Origin of the sequence: Mesorhizobium sp. M1D.F.Ca.ET.231.01.1.1 (genome assembly GCF_003999155.2) — a bacterium.
Classification (GTDB): Bacteria; Pseudomonadota; Alphaproteobacteria; order Rhizobiales; family Rhizobiaceae; genus Mesorhizobium.
In genome coordinates this window covers 55,731-73,936 of the sequence record NZ_RZOZ02000014.1, presented here as the reverse complement: position 1 = coordinate 73,936, position 18,206 = coordinate 55,731, and the positions used below count along the sequence as shown (strand labels likewise).

The 18,206-nt window shown below is 64.2% G+C and carries 19 protein-coding genes; 11 read left to right on the top strand and 8 right to left on the bottom strand.

Going from position 1 to position 18,206, the window contains the following annotated elements:
- Window positions 1-6 precede the first annotated feature (6 nt).
- The 6 genes from lgt (at window position 7) to EN874_RS28040 (ending at window position 5,718) form a co-directional block, all read left to right on the top strand.
- A complete protein-coding gene (gene lgt, locus EN874_RS28065; protein WP_127427973.1) occupies window positions 7-861 on the top strand; it encodes a prolipoprotein diacylglyceryl transferase in 855 nt (284 codons plus the stop codon).
- A complete protein-coding gene (locus EN874_RS28060; RefSeq protein ID WP_127427972.1) occupies window positions 858-1,925 on the top strand; it encodes a class I SAM-dependent methyltransferase in 1,068 nt (355 codons plus the stop codon). Before lgt ends, EN874_RS28060 begins: the two co-directional genes overlap by 4 nt.
- 87 nt (window positions 1,926-2,012) lie before the next feature.
- Window positions 2,013-2,801, top strand: coding sequence for a peptidoglycan editing factor PgeF (gene pgeF / locus EN874_RS28055; protein WP_127427971.1), 789 nt, complete (start codon window positions 2,013-2,015; stop codon window positions 2,799-2,801).
- Window positions 2,801-3,952: a Xaa-Pro peptidase family protein gene (locus EN874_RS28050; RefSeq protein ID WP_127427970.1), complete on the top strand. Its 1,152-nt coding sequence runs from the start codon at window positions 2,801-2,803 to the stop codon at window positions 3,950-3,952. Before pgeF ends, EN874_RS28050 begins: the two co-directional genes overlap by 1 nt.
- 53 nt (window positions 3,953-4,005) lie before the next feature.
- Window positions 4,006-4,617 (top strand): hypothetical protein, encoded by a 612-nt coding sequence (locus EN874_RS28045; protein ID WP_127427969.1) that lies wholly within the window; start codon window positions 4,006-4,008, stop codon window positions 4,615-4,617.
- A gap of 165 nt (window positions 4,618-4,782) precedes the next feature.
- A complete protein-coding gene (locus EN874_RS28040) occupies window positions 4,783-5,718 on the top strand; it encodes a ribose-phosphate pyrophosphokinase (RefSeq protein ID WP_112098911.1) in 936 nt (311 codons plus the stop codon).
- On the opposite strand, the gene EN874_RS28035 is transcribed toward EN874_RS28040, so the two are convergent.
- Window positions 5,715-6,599, bottom strand: a complete 885-nt coding sequence (locus tag EN874_RS28035; protein ID WP_127427968.1) for a helix-turn-helix transcriptional regulator — start codon at window positions 6,597-6,599, stop codon at window positions 5,715-5,717. The genes EN874_RS28040 and EN874_RS28035 overlap by 4 nt on opposite strands.
- A 126-nt stretch (window positions 6,600-6,725) precedes the next feature.
- Between EN874_RS28035 and EN874_RS28030 the strand changes: the two genes are divergently transcribed.
- A complete protein-coding gene (locus tag EN874_RS28030) occupies window positions 6,726-7,970 on the top strand; it encodes an MFS transporter (protein ID WP_168247648.1) in 1,245 nt (414 codons plus the stop codon).
- Window positions 7,971-8,234: 264 nt separating this feature from the next.
- A complete protein-coding gene (locus EN874_RS28020) occupies window positions 8,235-9,149 on the top strand; it encodes an alpha/beta hydrolase (RefSeq protein ID WP_127427965.1) in 915 nt (304 codons plus the stop codon).
- Between the two features lie 82 nt (window positions 9,150-9,231).
- On the opposite strand, the gene EN874_RS28015 is transcribed toward EN874_RS28020, so the two are convergent.
- Window positions 9,232-10,095 carry an alpha/beta hydrolase gene (locus EN874_RS28015; protein WP_127427964.1) on the bottom strand — a complete coding sequence of 288 codons (864 nt, stop codon included), beginning with the start codon at window positions 10,093-10,095 and terminating at the stop codon, window positions 9,232-9,234.
- 146 nt (window positions 10,096-10,241) lie between these two features.
- Here EN874_RS28015 and EN874_RS28010 point away from each other — a divergent pair, with 146 nt between their 5' ends.
- Window positions 10,242-10,682, top strand: coding sequence for a MarR family transcriptional regulator (locus tag EN874_RS28010; RefSeq protein ID WP_127427963.1), 441 nt, complete (start codon window positions 10,242-10,244; stop codon window positions 10,680-10,682).
- Window positions 10,683-10,699: 17 nt separating this feature from the next.
- On the opposite strand, the gene EN874_RS28005 is transcribed toward EN874_RS28010, so the two are convergent.
- From EN874_RS28005 to EN874_RS27980, 6 genes are all read right to left on the bottom strand, one after another.
- Window positions 10,700-11,461: an ABC transporter ATP-binding protein gene (locus EN874_RS28005; RefSeq protein ID WP_189394143.1), complete on the bottom strand. Its 762-nt coding sequence runs from the start codon at window positions 11,459-11,461 to the stop codon at window positions 10,700-10,702.
- 17 nt (window positions 11,462-11,478) lie between these two features.
- On the bottom strand, window positions 11,479-12,477 hold the full coding sequence (locus tag EN874_RS28000; RefSeq protein ID WP_127427962.1) for an ABC transporter substrate-binding protein: 999 nt from the start codon (window positions 12,475-12,477) through the stop codon (window positions 11,479-11,481).
- Window positions 12,478-12,522: 45 nt separating this feature from the next.
- On the bottom strand, window positions 12,523-13,371 hold the full coding sequence (locus EN874_RS27995; RefSeq protein WP_127427961.1) for an ABC transporter permease: 849 nt from the start codon (window positions 13,369-13,371) through the stop codon (window positions 12,523-12,525).
- 24 nt (window positions 13,372-13,395) lie between these two features.
- Window positions 13,396-14,760, bottom strand: a complete 1,365-nt coding sequence (locus EN874_RS27990) for an LLM class flavin-dependent oxidoreductase (RefSeq protein ID WP_127427960.1) — start codon at window positions 14,758-14,760, stop codon at window positions 13,396-13,398.
- Between the two features lie 37 nt (window positions 14,761-14,797).
- A complete protein-coding gene (gene msuE, locus EN874_RS27985; RefSeq protein WP_126088036.1) occupies window positions 14,798-15,355 on the bottom strand; it encodes an FMN reductase in 558 nt (185 codons plus the stop codon).
- 235 nt (window positions 15,356-15,590) lie between these two features.
- Entirely contained in the window at window positions 15,591-16,256 is a 666-nt protein-coding gene (locus tag EN874_RS27980; protein ID WP_127427959.1) for a glutathione S-transferase family protein, read from the bottom strand.
- Between the two features lie 376 nt (window positions 16,257-16,632).
- On the opposite strand from EN874_RS27980, the gene EN874_RS27975 reads away from it, so the two are divergent.
- Together EN874_RS27975 and pth are read left to right on the top strand one after the other, a co-directional pair.
- A complete protein-coding gene (locus EN874_RS27975) occupies window positions 16,633-17,277 on the top strand; it encodes a 50S ribosomal protein L25/general stress protein Ctc (RefSeq protein WP_126088034.1) in 645 nt (214 codons plus the stop codon).
- A gap of 20 nt (window positions 17,278-17,297) precedes the next feature.
- Window positions 17,298-18,020, top strand: a complete 723-nt coding sequence (gene pth, locus EN874_RS27970; RefSeq protein WP_127427958.1) for an aminoacyl-tRNA hydrolase — start codon at window positions 17,298-17,300, stop codon at window positions 18,018-18,020.
- Window positions 18,021-18,206 lie beyond the last annotated feature (186 nt).

Genomic DNA, 18,206 nt, shown 5'->3' with positions numbered 1-18,206 from the left:
CCCCGTTTGAGCGAATATTTCCTGCTGCCGCTGGCCTCCCTGCCCTTCCCCAACATCGATCCAGTCATCGTCAATATCGGACCGCTGGCGGTGCACTGGTATGGTGTCGGCTACATCGTCGGCATCCTCTTTGCCTGGTGGTATGCCAAGCGGCTGGCCACCAACCCCGGCCTTTGGCCGGACGGCAAGCTGCCGATGAAGCCCGAGGACCTCGACGATTTCATCGTCTGGGCAGCGATCGGCGTGGTGCTCGGCGGGCGCACCGGCTACGTGCTCTTCTACGACCTGCCGCGCTACATCGCGCATCCGCTCGACATTTTTGCGGTCTGGCAGGGCGGCATGTCGTTCCATGGCGGGCTGCTCGGCGTCATCCTCGCCATGACCTTGTTTTCGCTCAAGCGCGGCATCCACACCTGGACTTTGTTCGACGTCGTCGCGGCCGGCGTGCCGGTTGGCCTTGGGCTGGTGCGCGTGGCCAATTTCATCAATTCGGAGCTCTGGGGCCGCCCGTCGGACGTGCCCTGGGCGATCGAATTCCCCAATGGCGGCCCGTTTACCCGCCATCCCAGCCAGCTCTATGAAGCGCTGCTCGAAGGCCTTGTGCTGTTCCTGGTGCTGCGCTTCCTCACCCATTCGCGGCTGAAGCTGAAGACGCCGCGCTTCGTCGGCGGCGCCTTCATCTGCGGCTATGGCCTGTCGCGCATCTTCGTCGAGTTCTTCCGCGAGCCCGACCAGCAGCTCGGCTATCTGCTCGGCACCAACTGGCTGACCATGGGCATGATCCTCTCCTCGCCGATGGTGCTCGCCGGCATCTGGGCGATGGCGACGGCAAAGCCGATGACGCAACCGCAACCGGCATGACCCGGCTGAAGGAGCGCATCGTCGGCCTGATCGGCGCCGTGGGGCCGATCCCGGTCAGCGAGTATATGGCGCTCTGCCTGTTCGATCCCGAGGATGGCTATTACACCACGCGCGAGCCCTTCGGCGCCGCCGGCGACTTCGTCACCGCGCCGGAGGTCAGCCAGATGTTCGGCGAGCTCGTCGCTGTCTGGCTTTACCAGGCCTGGCAGGGCGCCGGCCGGCCGCTTCCCGTGACCTTCGCCGAGATCGGCCCCGGGCGCGGCACCCTGATGAAGGACATGCTGCGCGTCTGGTCGCGGCTCGACCCGGCGCTTGCCGCCGGCGCTTCCTTTGCCATGGTCGAGACCAGTCCGCGCCTGACCGAAATCCAGCAAGCGACGCTTGCCGGCCAGAGCTCGGCGCTGAGCTGGCACCAGACCATCGACACGCTGCCGCGGCAGCCGCTGTTCATCGTCGGCAACGAGCTGTTCGACGCCGTGCCGATCCGCCAGTTCGTCTATGTCGGCTCGGGCTGGCGCGAACGCATGGTCGGCCTCGACGAGGCCGACAATCTCCACTTCTTCGCCGGCGCCGGCTCCGTTGACCCGACGCTGCTGCCGTCGGGCGCGGCGGACGCGCCGCAAGGCGCGATCGTCGAGGTGGCGCCGGCCCGCGCTGCGCTGATGGCCGCGATTGCCGAGCGCATCGCCGGCCATGGCGGCGCCGGGCTGTTCGTCGACTACGGCCATCTTCAGCCCGGCATCGGCGACACATTGCAGGCCCTGCGCAGGCATAGTCACGAAGACGTGCTGGCCAATCCCGGCGAGGCCGATCTCACCGCGCATGTCGATTTCGCGGCGCTTGCCGCAGGCGCCCGCGCGCGCGGCCTCGACGCGGAACTGACCACGCAGGGCGAATTCCTGCTCGGCATGGGTCTGCTCGAGCGCGCCGGCGCACTCGGCGCAAAGGCCGACGACAGCGAGCGGCAGACGATTTCCGACGCCGTCGAACGCCTCGCCGGCCCCGATGCAATGGGTAAGCTGTTCAAGGTGATGACGATCAAGCCGGCGGCGAAAACGGGCTGACATCGGCAGCCGACCATGCAAGCTGGTCCTGCCACTCGCCTGAAACTCGCCTTGACGAAACGGCCCGCGCGGACAACAAACCCATCCATGCTGAATCAGACCAGACCCGATCCAGTACGCTCGCCTCTGCTTGAGAGGGCCCAGGGCATCCGTCACGGTTACTTCACCCGTATTGGCGGCGTCTCCGGAGGCATCTACCAGGGCCTCAACATCGGCACGGGCTCCAGTGACGATCAAACACTGGTCGCCGAGAACCGTCGCCGTGTTGCCGACTGGATGGGCGTGCCGGCGGATCATCTCCTCACCGCGCACCAGGTCCATTCCCCCGATGTCGTCATCGCCAGGGAGCCTTTCGCGTGCCCTCGCCCCAAGGCCGATGCCATCGTCACCGACCGGCCAGGGATCGCCGTCGGCGCCTCGACGGCCGATTGCGGCCCGGTCCTGTTCGCCGACGCCGAAGCCCGTGTCATCGGCGCGGCACACGCCGGCTGGAAAGGCGCATTCACCGGCGTGCTGGAAAATACCATCGCCGCAATGGAAGGTCTCGGCGCCCGCCGCGAGCGCATCGTCGCCGTGCTCGGCCCTTCCATCGGTCCCGACAATTACGAGGTCGGGCCCGAATTCGTCGCCCGCTTCGTCGAGGCCGACGCCGGCAATCAGCGCTATTTCAGGCCGTCGGCCAGTCCCGGCCACTCGATGTTCGACCTCAACCGATATACGGTCGACCGGCTGCTGAGCTCCGGCGTGACCGCGGAAGGCCTCGGCCGCTGCACTTACGCGGAAAAAGATCTTTTCTATTCCTACCGGCGCACCACTCACCGCAAGGAAGCGGATTACGGGCGCCAGGTTTCGGCAATCGTTCTGGAGAAAGAGTAATGGCGCTGCATTTCGAACGTTCGGAATTCGACGCGCGGCGCGACCGGCTGCTGATCGAGATGGCCGAGAAGAAGCTCGACGCCGTGCTTCTGTTCGCGCAGGAGAGCATGTACTGGCTGACCGGCTACGACACGTTCGGCTTCTGCTTCTTCCAGTGCCTGGTGGTGAAGGCCGACGGCTCGATGGTGCTGCTCACCCGCTCGGCCGACCTGAGACAAGCGCGCCACACCTCGACCATCGAGAACATCATGTTGTGGACCGATCGCGACGGCGCCAATCCCGCGATCGACCTGCGCAACCTGCTCAACGACCTCGATCTGCTTGGCGCCCGCATCGGCGTCGAATACGACACGCATGGCTTGACCGCCTACAATGGCCGCCGCGTGGACGAGCAGCTGCAGACCTTCGGCCAGATCGCCGATGCGTCCGGCATCGTCGGCCGGCTGCGGCTCTTCAAGAGCCCGGCCGAGATCGCCAAGGCGGAAAAGGCGGCAGGTCTCTCCGACGATGCGCTCGATGCCGCCTTGCCGCTGATCAAGCAGGGCGGCGACGAGGGCCTTGTCCTTGCCGCCATGCAAGGTGCCGTTTTTGCCGGCGGCGGCGACTATCCGGCCAACGAGTACATCATCGGTTCCGGCGCCGACGCCTTGCTTTGCCGCTACAAGGCCGGGCGCCGCAAGCTTACCAAGAACGACCAGCTGACGCTCGAATGGGCGGGCGTCTTCCATCACTACCACGCTCCGATGATGCGCACGGTTTTGACCGGCAAGGTCTCGAAGCGCCATCAGGAGCTGTTCGACGCTGCCCGCGCCGCGCTGCTCGCGGTCGAGAAGGCGATGACACCGGGCAACAGTTTCGGTGACGTTTTCGACGCGCATGCCCGCACGCTCGAGGCGCATAATCTGACCAAGCACCGGCTGAATGCCTGCGGCTACTCGGTCGGCGCCCGCTTCACGCCATCCTGGATGGATATGCCGATGTTCTACCAGGGCAATCCGGAGCCGATCGCGCCCAATATGACGCTGTTCGCGCACATGATCATCATGGATTCCGAAACCGAAACCGCGATGACGCTTGGCCGCACCTACCTCACCACGGAATCGGCGCCGAAGCCGCTCTCCCGCCATGATCTCGACTTGATCGTACAGTGAATCCATAATGATTGTTCACGCGGGGGCGTCGTCAGCAGGGAGTTTTCAGGCAAATGAGACGATCGCAGGTGACGACCGTGTCATTGCTTGCGGCGCTGGCGCTTGCCGCTTGCACCAACGCCAAGGACGTCCTCGATCCTTCCGCGGTCAAGCCGCCGGCGGATTCGGCCCAGGCTCTGCCGGCCACGCAGGGCACATCGGCCACCACGTCACCGACCACGACCTCGCCGGCTCCCGCGGCGACGGCGGCAGCCTCGGCATCCGCCACGCCGGCCCAGACCGCCGCCCTTGCCAAGACCCGCCTGCAGGTGGCGCCGATCGTCGGCGCCTCCGTGGAGGCCGCGGCGCCGCTGACGGCGGAACTGCAGGCGCGCGCCAGGCAGCGCGGCGTGACGCTCGTCGGCAGCACCGACCAGACAGCGACGCATGTGCTGAAAGGCTATTTTTCGACGATGACCGAGGGCAAGGACACCACCGTCATCTATGTCTGGGACGTCTACGACCCGTCGGGCAACCGCCTTCATCGCATCAACGGCCAGCAGAAGGCGCTTTCCGTCGGCAGCGCCGAGGGCTGGTCGTCGGTCGCGCCCGCGACCATGCAGGCGATCGCCGATCAGACGATCGACCAGTTCACGGCGTGGCTCGGCGGCGGTGGCGCCGGCTAGTGCGGTCTGTTGTGTTGCCGGCTTGCGATGCAGCAGGCCTTTGTTGCGCCTTGTCGAAGGATTCCCGATCACGAGGCTTGCAATACCGGCGCGGGCCGCTAAAAGCCCGCATAAAAGGCTCATGAGAGTCTCTCTGGTCTCTCCATCCTTCACCAGGAACGGTGCATGAAGCTTTTCGCGGGCAATTCCAACAGGGTGCTGGCCGAAGCGGTCGCTCGCTATCTCAACATTCCGCTGGGTAAGGCCAGCGTCAGGCGTTTCGCCGATCAGGAGATCTTCGTCGAGATCCAGGAGAACGTGCGCGGCGAGGATGTCTTCATCCTGCAGTCGACCTCCTATCCGACCAACGACCACCTGATGGAACTGCTCATCATGATGGACGCCTTCATGCGCTCCTCGGCAAGGCGCATCACGGCGGTCATCCCCTATTTTGGCTACGCCAGGCAGGACCGCCGCGCTTCCGGCCGCACGCCGATCTCGGCCAAGCTCGTCGCCAACATGATCACCCGCGCCGGCGCCGACCGCGTGCTGACGCTCGACCTGCATGCCGGCCAGATCCAGGGCTTCTTCGACATCCCGACCGACAATCTGTTCTCGGTGCCGGTGATGGCCCGCGACGTGAAGGCGAAGTACAAGCAGCTCGGCAACGTCGTGGTGGTGTCGCCCGACATCGGCGGCGTGGTGCGGGCGCGCGCGCTGGCCAAGCGCTTCGACGCTCAGCTCGCCATTGTCGACAAGCGCCGTGAGCGCCCCGGCGAATCCGAGGTCATGAACATCATCGGCGCCGTGGCCGGCAAGGACTGCCTCTTGATCGACGACATCGTCGATTCCGGCGGCACGCTCTGTAACGCGGCCGATGCGCTGCTCGCCAACGGCGCGACCAGCGTCACCGCCTACATCACCCATGGCGTGCTCTCGGGCGGCGCCGTCGCCCGCATCGCCGGCTCGAAGCTGCAGGAACTGGTGATCACCGATTCCATCCAGCCGAGCCAGGCCGTGCTCGACGCGCCCAACATCCGCGTCATCTCGATCGCCGACCTGATGGGCGAGGCGATCTCGCGCACAGCCACCGAGGAATCGGTCTCGAGCCTGTTCGACTAAACCGCGGCGGTTCCGGTACGGACCGGACCGCTCAGCCGCTTTGTCCCCTCGCCCGCCTCGCGCGCGCCGCGCATATAGCCGCGCGGCGAGGCGCCTAACATGCGCTTGAACATGGTGATGAAGGCCGGCACGCTGTCGTAGCCGAGGTCGAGCGCCACGCGTGTGATCGGTTCGCCGTCGGCGAGCCTCGGCAGCGCGGCGAACAGGCAGGCCTGCTGGCGCCATGTCGACAGCGACAGCCCGGTCTGGCGATGGAAGGCGCGGGTGAAGGAGCGCCGGCTCATGCCCGCGGCATCCGCCCATTCGTCGATCGTGGCATGCGGCGACGGTGCCGCCACAAAGCGCCGGCAGAGCGCAGCGAGCTTCGGGTCCGACGGGAAAGGCAGGCCGAGCGGCCGTTCCGGCAGGTTGGGGATCTCGTGCAGCAAAAGCCCCATGATCAGCCCGGCGCGTCCTTCGAGCTCGCCGCCCTGCGGCAGCTTCTCCGATTCCACGATCAGGCTGTGCATCAATTCGGTGATGCCGACGACGCGAAGTCCCTCCGGCAGTCCGGGAATGGCGTCGGGCACCACATAGACCGAGCGCATCGAGACGTCGCCCAGCATCTCGACGGAGTGCTCGATGCCGGCCGGTATCCACATCGCATGGTCGGGCGGCACCATCCAGCGGCCGTGCTTCGTCGTCACCAGCACCACGCCGACCAGCGCATGCAGCAATTGGCTGCGGTTGTGGCGATGCCGCGGCACGTGGTAGCCGTCGGGATATTCGGTCGGCAGCGCGACTGCCGGTCCGACCGCCTCTTCCAGCCACTGCCAGCGGCTTTCGTGCAGCCGGCCGAGCTCGGCGGCGTCACCCCTGAAGATTTCCCGTCCGTGCGGCATCGGATGTGGCCCACTTGCGAAACTATTGGACCAAACCACGAAAGAAGTCGCCATTCAAGCAGACTATAAGGCAAGCATCCCAAGACTGCCTGCGGCTTGCCGCCAAAAAGACCACGGAGCATTGCCTTGACCGATACGACAGCCACGTCCGTCGCCGCACCGGTGACGGCAAGCAACATCTCGGCGCAAGCGACGGCCTTCACCGTCATTCTCGCAGTGAGCTTCTGCCATTGCGTCAACGACATCATGCAGTCGCTGCTTTCGGCTATCTATCCGCTGCTCAAGGACAATTACGGTCTCGATTTCTGGCAGATCGGCCTTTTGACCTTCACCTTCCAGGTGACGGCCTCGCTGCTGCAGCCGGTGATCGGCATGGTCACCGACAAGCGGCCGATGCCCTTTTCCTTGCCCTGGGGCATGGCCTCGTCGCTGGTCGGGCTGGTGGTGCTTGCGCATGCCGGCCATTACTGGCTGCTGCTAATCGGCGCCTCGCTGATCGGCATCGGCTCGGCGATCTTCCATCCGGAATCCTCGCGCATCGCCCGCTTCGCCTCCGGCGGCCGCTTCGGCCTGGCGCAGTCGCTGTTCCAGGTCGGCGGCAATTTCGGCCAGGCGATGGGACCGCTGCTCGCCGCCTTCATCGTCGTGCCGCTCGGCCAGACCAGCATTTCCTGGTTCGCCGTCGGCTCACTGATCGGCATCGTCGTGCTGTGGCAGGTCGGCGGCTGGTACAGCCGGCTGCGCGCCTCGATGGCCACCCGCAAGCAGGCGGCCCATGTCTCGCCCTTCCCGCGCAGCAAGGTCATGTGGGCTTTGGCGGTGCTGACGCTTCTGGTGCTGACCAAGAACGCCTATATCGCCTCGCTCTCCAGCTACTACACCTTCTATGCCATCCATAAGTTCGGCGTTTCGGTGCAGATGTCGCAGGTGATGCTGTTCCTGTTTCTCGGCGCCTCGGCGCTCGGCATCCTGCTCGGCGGTCCGTTCGGCGACCGCTACGGACAGAAGGCGATGATCTGGTTCTCGATCGTCGGCGTGCTGCCCTTCACGCTGGCCCTGCCCTACGCCAATCTGGAATGGACGTTGGTGCTCACAGTGCTGATCGGCCTGATCCTGTCGTCCGCCTTCTCCAACATCGTCGTCTTCGCGCAGGAGCTGGTGCCCGGCCGCGTCGGCATGATCGCCGGCATCTTCTTCGGCTTCGCCTTCGGCATGGGCGGCATCGCGGCCGCGGTGCTCGGCGTCATCGCCGACTTGAAGGGCATCGACTTCGTCTACCAGATCTGCTCCTACCTGCCCTTGCTCGGCCTGCTGACGGTGTTCCTGCCGAACATGAATGAAGCTAGGAAGGCGCACGCGGCTGCCAGTTAAAAACCACCGATCTTCAGGACATGAATAAGGGCATGGCAGCTGCCGCGCCCTTATCGATTCCTCCCCACACGCCAGGTGAAAAGCCTGTTAGAGCAATTCCAGGAAAAGTGTGTAACGGTTTTCCGTCTGGAATTGCGTAAAAACAAATAGTTAGAGAGTTCAGCGTTTCCGTGCAGTTTCCGTGAAACGATGAACTGTTCTAGTGTTCGAAACGCGTGCGCGGGCGACGCTGCCGCAGATAACTCAATGTCTCTGGAGAATGATATGCGCAAGATCGTGTTGGCCGTGTTGGGCGTGCTTCTTGTAACCTTGCCGGCTACGGCGCGCATCGTTCCTTTTCCGCCGGGTTTCAAGACGCAGTCCGTCGAAACCAACGGCACGAGCCTCTATGTGCGCGTCGGCGGCAAAGGTCCCGCGGTCGTGCTGCTGCACGGCTTTGCCGATACCGGAGACATGTGGGGCGCGGCGGCGGCGGCGCTCGCAAAGGACCATACTGTCGTCGTGCCGGACCTGCGCGGCATGGGTCTGTCCGCTCACCCTGAAGCGGGCTATACCAAGAAGAACCAGGCCGTCGATATCGCCGGCGTGTTGGATGCCTTGAAGATCGACAAGGCAGATCTGGTCACGCACGACATCGGCAACATGGTCGGCTATGCGCTTGCTGCGCAATATCCCACGCGCATCACCAAATGGGTCATCATCGATGCGCCGCTGCCCGGAATAGGTGAGTGGGAAAAGATCAAGCAAAGCCCGCTGCTTTGGCACTTCAACTTCCGTGGCCCGGATATGGAGCGGCTGGTCGCGGGGCGCGAGCGCATCTATCTCGACCGCTTCTATAACGAACTGTCGGCCGACCCGAAGAAGATCGATGAGGCCACGCGCAAGCACTATGCCAAACTCTATGCACGCCCGCATGCGATGCATGACGCTTTCGAGCAGTTCAAGGCCTTTGATCAGGACGCGATCGACAACCAGGCGATGCTCGCCGCTGGCGGCAAACTGACCATGCCGGTGCTGGCTGTTGGCGGGGAAAAATCCGCCGGCACCACGCAGGCCGATATCTTGCGGCTTGTTGCGACCGATGTCACAGGCGGCATCGTGCCCAACTCCGGTCATTGGATCATGGAGGAGAACCCCGACGCCACCGTCAAGCTGATCACTGGTTTTCTGGCCAGATAGGCACTTGTCCCGCGGACATGTCGATGAAAGTACAAAGACACCCGCCTGACGGCGGGTGCCTTGTCTATCCAACTGGACGATTCTAGGCCTTGAAGAACGCCAAGAGGTCCGCGTTGATCACGTCCGCGTGGGTGGTCGCCATGCCGTGCGGAAGACCCTTGTAGACCTTGAGCTCGCCCTTCTTGAGCAGCTTGATCGCAAGCAGCGCGGAATCGGCGATCGGCACGATCTGGTCGTCGTCGCCATGCATGACCAGCACCGGCACCTCAATCTTCTTCAGGTCCTCGGTGAAGTCGGTTTCCGAGAACGCCTTGATGCAGTCGTAATGCGCCTTGGCGCCGCCCATCATGCCCTGGCGCCACCAATTGTCGATCACGCCCTCCGACACCGTCGCGCCCGGACGGTTGAAGCCGTAAAATGGGCCGGCCGGAACGTCGTGGAAGAACTGGGCGCGATTAGCCGTCAGCGCCGCGCGGAATCCGTCGAACACCTCGATCGGCAGGCCGCCGGGATTGGCATCGGTCTTGAGCATGATCGGCGGCACCGCGCCGATCAGCACCGCCTTGGCGACGCGGCCGCCGGTACCGTATTGCGCGACATAGCGCGCCACCTCGCCGCCGCCGGTCGAATGGCCGACATGGATGGCGTCCTTGAGGTCGAGATGCGAAACAAGCGCCGCCACATCGGCGGCATAGGTGTCCATCTCGTTGCCGGTGTCCGTCTGGCTGGAGCGCCCGTGGCCGCGGCGGTCATGGGCGATGACGCGGTAGCCTTGTGCCAGGAAGAACAGCATCTGGGCGTCCCAGTCGTCGCTGCTCAGCGGCCAGCCGTGATGGAAGACGATCGGCTGACCGGTCCCCCAGTCCTTGTAGTAGATCTGCGTTCCGTCCTTGGTGGTGATCGTGCCGCCGCCGGAGCCGGCCTTGGTCTGCGAAGCTTCAGTCATCTCCATCTCCTATTATTTTCGCGATAAGCAATATCGCGATAGCGATATCCGTAATGCCATCGAGCCCGCTTGTCCACAAAAATATATATCACGATAACATTTTCCGTGGTACATATTCAGTGCTCAGTCGGCAAAAGGAACGCGTCGTGCCTCTTCCCTTGGACAATCAGCTCTGTTTCACGCTTTACGCCACCAGCATGACAATCAATCGTACCTACAAGCCCATGCTGGACGAGATGGGGATCACCTATCCGCAATATCTGGTGCTCAACGCGCTGGGCGAGGCCGACGGCATGTCGGTCGGCAGTATCGCGCAGCGGCTCGCCCTGGAATCGAGCACCATCACGCCGCTGGTGAAGCGCATGGAACAGGCTGGCCTGGTCATCCGGCACCGCAGCCAGACCGACGAACGCCAGGTGCAGGTCGACCTGACCGCCGCCGGACGGGCGCTGCTCGTCCAGTGCAATTGCTTGAACGAGACCCTGATCGAACGCTCTGGCATGACGCTGGACGAGCTCGATGCCCTGAACCGGCGGGTCCAGGCGCTGCGCAATGCGTTGAAAGGGGACTTGGCCGACGCCGGCTGACGCTTGCGTGCTGTGATCTAATGTAGACCGAACTCGCGCAGCAGCTCCTCGCGGTAGCGCACAAAACGGCTTTCGCTGCGCTCGCGCGGGCGTGGCAGGTCGACATCGATGAGCCGCGCCGCGCCGCCTTTCTCCCTGGGCAGGATCAGCACCCGGTCGGCGAGATAGATCGCCTCTTCAAGGTCGTGGGTGACCACCACCATGGTGACGTTCTGCTCGTTCCAGATGCGCGCCAGTTCTTCCTGCATGGAAATCTTGGTCATGGCGTCGAGGGCGCCTAAGGGCTCGTCGAGCAGCAGGATCTCGGGCTGTACCGTCAGCGCCCTGGCGATGCCGACGCGCTGCGCCATGCCGCCGGAAAGCTGCCTGGGATAGGCATCGCTGAATTCGGCCAGGCCGACCAGCGCAATGTAGAATCGCGCCTGTTCCTCGGCTTCCGCCTTGGGCACGCCGCGCACTTCGAGGCCGAAAGCGACGTTGCCGAGCACGCTCAGCCAGGGCAGCAGGCGCGGCTCCTGGAAGATCACCGCCCGTTCCTCGCCGACGCCCTCGATCTCTCTCCCGCCGATGGCGACGGCACCGCCATCGGCCCGCTCCAGCCCGGCCAGGATGCGCAGCAGCGTTGTCTTGCCGGAGCCGCTGGCGCCGACGATGACCAGGCACTCACCCGAACGAATGTCGAGGCTGAGCGAGCGCAGCACGGCAAGCTTGCGCCCGCCGAGGCTGAAGGATTTCGACAGGTCGCGTATCGTGACCTCGCCGCCGCGTACCGTGGCCATCGCTTGCACCTCCATGCTCAGTTGGTCTTGGTTTCGCCTGGGCGGTAGAGGATGTCGGCGGCCTTGAGCTTGCCTTTCGGCAGACGGCCGTCGCGCTCGAGAATGGCCACCCAGAAGTCGACGTCGCGGTGAGTGACGGCCGCCTTCTCACGCAGGCCGAAACCGGTCCAGTAGCGCGCCAGCTCGCCATTCTCGCCGCGTTTGTTGAGGATGTCGGCGACCACCTTGCGCGCCTCGTCGGGATTTTGCCGCGACCAGTCTGAGGCCCGCGCCGATTGCTCGACGAAGTTGCGGGCGGCGTCGGGATTGGCGGCGATGAAATCGCGCCGCAGCACGATGAAACCGCCGGCAATCTCGCCGAGCACATCGGTGTCGTTGAACACGCCGCGCACGCCGCCATTGGCGACCAGCTGGCCGGCGAAGGTCGCTTGCCAGTAGCCGAGGCCCGCGACATCGACCTGACGCGAGCGCAAGGTCTGCTCGAGCTGCGGCCCGGGCACCACCACCAGTTTGGCGGCATCCGGCGGCAGGCCAGCGCCACGCAACGCCTCGCGCACTGTATAGTCGAGATGGGCGCCGAGCGTGTTGACCGAGATCGTCTTGCCGGCGATGTCGGCGATCGATTTGATCGGGCTGTCCTCGAGCACGTAGAAGACGCTTTTCACTTGGCTGTTGATGCCGTTGCTCGGATAGGCGGCGACGAAGTCGTTGCCGCCGGCGATCGAGTTGATCACGGCCGGCGTCGCGGCCGAACCCAGGTCGACGCTGCCGGAGGCAAGCGCGAACAGCGATTCCGGGCCGCCGCCGGAATAGCCGACATTTTCGAGCTCGATGCCGAGGCCCTTGAAATAGCCTAGCTCGTCGGCGAGCTCATGCGGGGAGATGCCGCCGCGGCTGGCGAGATAGCGAATTTTGACGGATGCGGCTTGCGAGCGTGCGATCGAAGGCAGGCCGGCGGCGATGATGCCGGCGGCAAGCGGGGCACGCAGGAGAAGCGAACGGCGTGTGATGGTCATGGTCCGGCCTTTCATGGTTCAGGAATGACAGGGAAGATTGGCTCATTAGCCGACGGTATTGCTCCAGCGGCAGAGCCGCCGCTGAAGACTGACCAGCGCCTGGTTGGCGATCAGGCCAAGCGCGGCAAGGATGACGATCGCCGCGAACATCAGCGGGATCTGGAAGTTGTACTGCGCATTCATCACCTGGAAGCCGATGCCCTTGTTGGCGCCGATCATTTCCGAGGCGATCAGCAGCAGCAGCGCGGTGGTGGTCCCTAGCCTCAAGCCGACGAAGATCGAGGGCACGGCCCCCGGCAGCACGACGCGTCGGAATATGGTCAGCCGCCGGGCGCCGTAGACGCGCGCCATCTCGAGCAGCTTCGGGTCGACCTCCTTGACCCCGCTGATGGTGTTGAGCAGCAGCGGAAACAGCGTCGCCCAGAAGATGACGAACACCTTGGAGGCCTCGCCCAGGCCCAGGAGCAGGATGAATACCGGATAGAGCGCCAGCGCCGAGGTCTGGCGGAAGAGCTGCAGGATCGGGTCCAACGCGGTTTCGACCGCCCGCATCTGGCCCATCACTAGGCCGAGCGGGATGGCGACGACGACAGCCGCCGCGAAGGCAAGACCGGCGCGCTGGAGGCTGATGGCGATGTCGCCGAGCAGGCTGCCGCCGGCGAGACCCTTCCACAGCGCTGCGACAATCGTGTCGATCGGCGGCAGCACCGCCGCGTTGACCCAGCCGGCGCTCGCCGCCACCTGCCAGAGCGCGAGGAAGCCTAGAAGCACGCCATAGCGCGACAGGATCCGCGCCGAAGCGCGACCGGCCAGCCGCACGGCCTCCGTCCCGAAGCCGTTGCCGCCATTGCGCCTGCCGATGCCGATTGGACGTTCGATGTCCTGCAAAGTCATCGTCTTGCCTCTCCTTTCAGAGGATCATTCGGCGGCGAGCACGGTCGAACGCGCGACCGTCCACGGATTCAGTGGCCGACTGAGGCCGAGATTCTCGCGCAGCGTCCTGCCTTCATAGGCGGTGCGGAACAGCCCGCGCCGCTGCAATTCGGGGATCACCAGGTCGACAAAATCGTCGAGCGCGCCGGGCAGCCAAGGCGGCAGGATATTGAAGCCGTCGGCGGCTTCACTGCTGAACCATTCCTCCAGCTGATCGGCGATCTGGGTGGCGCTACCGATCGCCGTATAATGACCCCGCGCGGTTGCCACCCACTGGTAGAGCTGACGGATCGTGAAATTGTGCTCGTCGGCGATCCGGCGGATCAGCGCCTGCCGGCTCTTCATGCCTTCGGTTTCCTTGGCTACCGGCAGCGGCCCGTCGAGCGGATACTCCCTGAGGTCGAGCGTCTGGCCGGCTAGCGCGTTGAGCAGCGCCACGCCGTCCTCAGGCAGGATCAGGTCGTTCAATTGCCGGTACTTGGCGCTGGCTTCCTCCTCGGTGCGGCCGACGAAGGGCGCCACGCCCGGCATGATCAGCACCTGCGCCGGATCGCGGCCGGCCGCCGCCACGCGCGCCTTGATGTCGCGATAGAATTCCTGCGCCGAAGCAAGGGTCTGATGCGCGGTGAAGATCACCTCGGCCGAGGCCGCGGCTAGCCCGCGCCCGTCCTCGGACTGCCCGGCCTGCACCACCACCGGATGCCCTTGCACCGGACGTGGCACGTTGAGCGGCCCCTTGACGCTGAAATGCTCGCCCTTGTGGTTGATGTCGTGCAGCTTGTCCTTGTCGTAGAAGCGGCCCGTCTTCTTGTCGCGGATGAAGGCATCGTCTTCCCAGCTGTCCCACAGCGCCTTGACGGTTTCGACATGCTCATGCGCCCTTTCATAGCGCTCGGCATGGTTGGGCTGCACGTCGCGATTGAAGTTGCGCGCCGTGTCGTCGCCGGCCGAGGTCACGACGTTCCAGCCGGCGCGACCGTTCGACAGAAGGTCGAGCGAAGCGAATTTGCGGGCGAGCGTGTAGGGCTCTTCATAGGTGGTCGAGGCGGTGGCGATGAAGCCGAGATGCGTGGTCAGCGGCGCCAGCGCCGCGAACAGCGTCACCGGCTCGAACCCGGCGATCTTGGCGTTGCCGCCCTCGCGGGCGCCGAGCCCCACCGTCAGGTTGTCGGCGAGGAAATAGGCATCGAACAGGCCGCGCTCGGCGGTCAGCGCCAGCTTTTTGTGAAACTCGAAATTGGTCGCGCCGTCGGCCGGCGAGTCCGGATGGCGCCAGGCCGCGACATGCTGGCCGCCGCCCGGCAGGAAGGCGCCGAGCTTGATCTGTCTGGGCTGGCTGGATTTGGTCATGGCTGATCCTTCCGTTGGGAAAACGACTGCTTCGGAGTCAGGCGGCGAGGCCGACGCTCCGGGTTTCGCCAACCAAGCGGGACACCTCGGCAACGGCCTGCCGGGAGCGGGCATGGATCGCTTCCGACATCAGCACGCCGTCGGCAAAATCCTTGTCGGAGGCGTAGATCGCGGTTGGCATGGTCAGCGCTTCGAAGAAGCCGAACAGCGGCCGCAGCTGATGCTCGACGATCAGCGAATGGCGCTCGCCGCCGCCGGTCGCCGCCAGAATGACCGGCTTTCCACGCAGCGACGATGGCTCGAGAAGATCGAACAAGTGCTTGAAAAGGCCGGTATAACTGCCTTTGAAAGTCGGCGATCCGGCCACCAGCACATCGGCCTTGACCAGTTGATCGACGATCGCGCGGGCGGTCGCGTCGAGTTCGCCGAGGCGCCGCGCCGGAGGAAAGGATGGACCGAGATCCTCGATGTCGAAGACTGCCGGGGCCGCGCCCACCCGGCCTGCCACCTCGCCGGCAATATGGCTTATGAATGCCTTGGTCTTCGACGGCCGGGTCAGGTTGCCGGATATCCCCACCACCAGCTTTTTCGTCATTTCCGGTCTCTCCTCGCAGGCATTCCTTCATTAAGACTACCGATTTTATAGAATTAAATGAGCGAGAAGATTTCAAAACGAGCCTGGCGGAGGGATTGAGTTTGCGTCCTCTCGCCGTTCGATGGTTCAGCGGTTGCGGAGTGCGGGCATCTCGCACCGGCAGGACGGTGCGGCCATCGGCCATTTCCGCTACGGAATGAAGGACCGCCGCTGCGGCCCCTCAAAAAAAGACCGTTCAAATCGGTGCCTGGTCCGGCTCGGCCTGGTTGTTGACCGGTGGCAGTGGTGGCGCCTCCAATCCATGGAACGGATCGCGCCAGGCATCGATGTCCTCGAGCCGGCGATACCAGCGGTTGACGGACGGATAGCCGTCGAGCGGCAACCTGGCGACATCGTTGAAAGCGAGAAACGTCGCCATGCGGAAGTCGGCATAGGAGACGGAATTGCCTGCCAGCCACTCCCTTTCCGAAAGCACGACATCGAGGATGGCAGCCGTCGTGTGGAACAGCCTCAGCCCCTCCTCGACCAGTGCCTTGTCGATCGGCCCCAGCCCCCAACGCTGTTTCGTGCCGCGTTCGAAATGCACGATGTCGGTGGCTCTGACGAAGTTCTCCTTGCCCCAGCTTAGCCAGCGGATCATCTCGGGTTCGTCGTCGCCGCTGCGCCAGAAATCGGAACGCATGTCGCGCGAGAGCCGGCAGGCGATGGCGTCGGCTTCCCACAGGCTCCATCCCGGGCCGACCAGTATGGGCAAGGTCAGATTGGGGTTCAGCGCGCGATAGCGCTCGGCCTGCCCCGGCGCCATCGGCGAGGCGAATTCGAACGCGATCTGCGCCTTGAGATGGCGTGCCGTGGCGACTGCGAGGCGAGGATTGGGATTGCGGCTGAACAAGAGTTTCATGTGGATCTCCAAAGGTCCTTCGAATGCCTGCCAAGGACGATTGAAACCTGCCTGATGCTACATGGCGAGCACGACGGACCCCGGCGCAGCTCGCCAGACCCAACTTGGCACAGGACAGTTGACTATGACCTGCTGGTCCGGCCAAGGCTTCCGGTTCAATGGGTTGCGCCCCTCGCCGCCTTCCGCTATAGAGCCGCCACCCGCGTAGACACCCTTGGAGGCAACGCGGAGGAAGGCCGGCCAGGCCTGCATGATCCCCAGACGCATTTGGATCGCCAAACGCATCGGACAGATCGTGCAAGGCCGCGACGGCTTTCGACGTTTACGGATGGGCTTGCCCGCCGCGAACGCTCCATAACACGCGAAAGGAAATGCCATGAGCCACGAGGCTTACGAGCTCAAGGCCGAAGCGCGCGAACAGGTCGGTAAGGGGTCCGCCCGTGCAGTTCGCCGCAACGGTAAAGTGCCTGCAGTTATTTACGGCGACAAGCAGCCCCCCCTGGCGATTGCGCTCAACTACAAGGACCTCTTCTACAAGATCCACGGCGGCGGGTTCCTGACCACGATCGCCACGATCGATGTCGACGGCAAGAAGATCCAGGTCCTGCCGAAGGACTTCCAGCTCGATCCGGTCAAGGACTTCCCGGTCCATGTCGACTTCCTGCGCATCGGCAAGGACACCGAGGTCAATGTCGACGTGCCCGTCCACTTCATCAATGAAGAGAAGTCGCCCGGCATCAAGCGCGGCGGCGTGCTCAACATCGTGCGTCACGAAGTCGAGTTCCACTGCCCGGCCAATGCGATCCCGGAATTCATCACCGTCGATCTGGCCGGCACCGAAATCGGCGACTCGATCCACATCTCGGCGGTTTCCCTGCCGGCCGGCGTCAAGCCGGTGATCTCCGATCGCGACTTCACCATCGCGACCATCGCCGGCTCTGCGGCAATGAAGCCGGAGACCGAGGAGACTGTCGAAGCAGCGGCGCCTGAAGCTGAGGCCGCTGAGGCCGAAGAGAAGTAGTTTTCCGCCTGGAGTCGACGATGCTTGTTTTTGCAGGCCTCGGCAATCCGGGCGCGAAATATCAGAACAACCGGCACAATGTCGGCTTCATGGCGGCGGACGCGATTGCCCGCCGCCATTCCTTTTCGCCCTGGTCGAAGAAGTTCCAGGGGCTGATTTCGGAAGGCACGCTCGGGGGCGACAAGGTCCTCTTGATCAAGCCGCAGACCTTCATGAATCTGTCCGGACAGTCGGTCGGCGAAGCGCTGCGCTTCTACAAGCTCGACGCTGCCGCCCTCACCGTCTTCTATGACGAGATCGACCTTGCCGCCGGCAAGGTTAGGGTGAAGGTGGGCGGCGGTTCGGGCGGTCACAACGGCATCCGTTCGCTCGACCAGCATGTCGGCAACGCCTATCGCCGGGTACGCATCGGCGTCGGCCATCCGGGCGTCAAGGAGATGGTGCACGGCCATGTGCTCGGCGACTTCGCCAAGGCCGACCGCGAATGGCTCGACGTGTTGCTCGACGCCATCGCCGACGACGCCGGCCTGCTCGCCAAGGGCGACGACAATTCCTTCATGAACCGCATCACGCTCGCGCTGCGCGACAAGCTCGTGCCGACAAGCGACGACGACCGGCCGCCCCCCAAGGCGCCGAAGCAGAAGAGCCATATCCGACAGGCCCGCCCGCAGCAGCCGCCGGCGAAAGTTCCGGAAAGCGGACCGATGGCTGCCATGCTCAAGAAGCTGTTCGGCAAGGACTAGAGCTGTCCACCGTTTCCCAGAAACGGCGAACCGCTCTTATCTCTTTGACGCAATTCCGGACGGAAAACCGTTACACACTTTTCCTGGAATTGTTCTGGGCTCCATAACGATAGGGGCATGGGGCTTGACGTTCGTCACCCCTATCGCCCATAGCCTCACCAAATTCGAATTCCCGACAGGACCGGA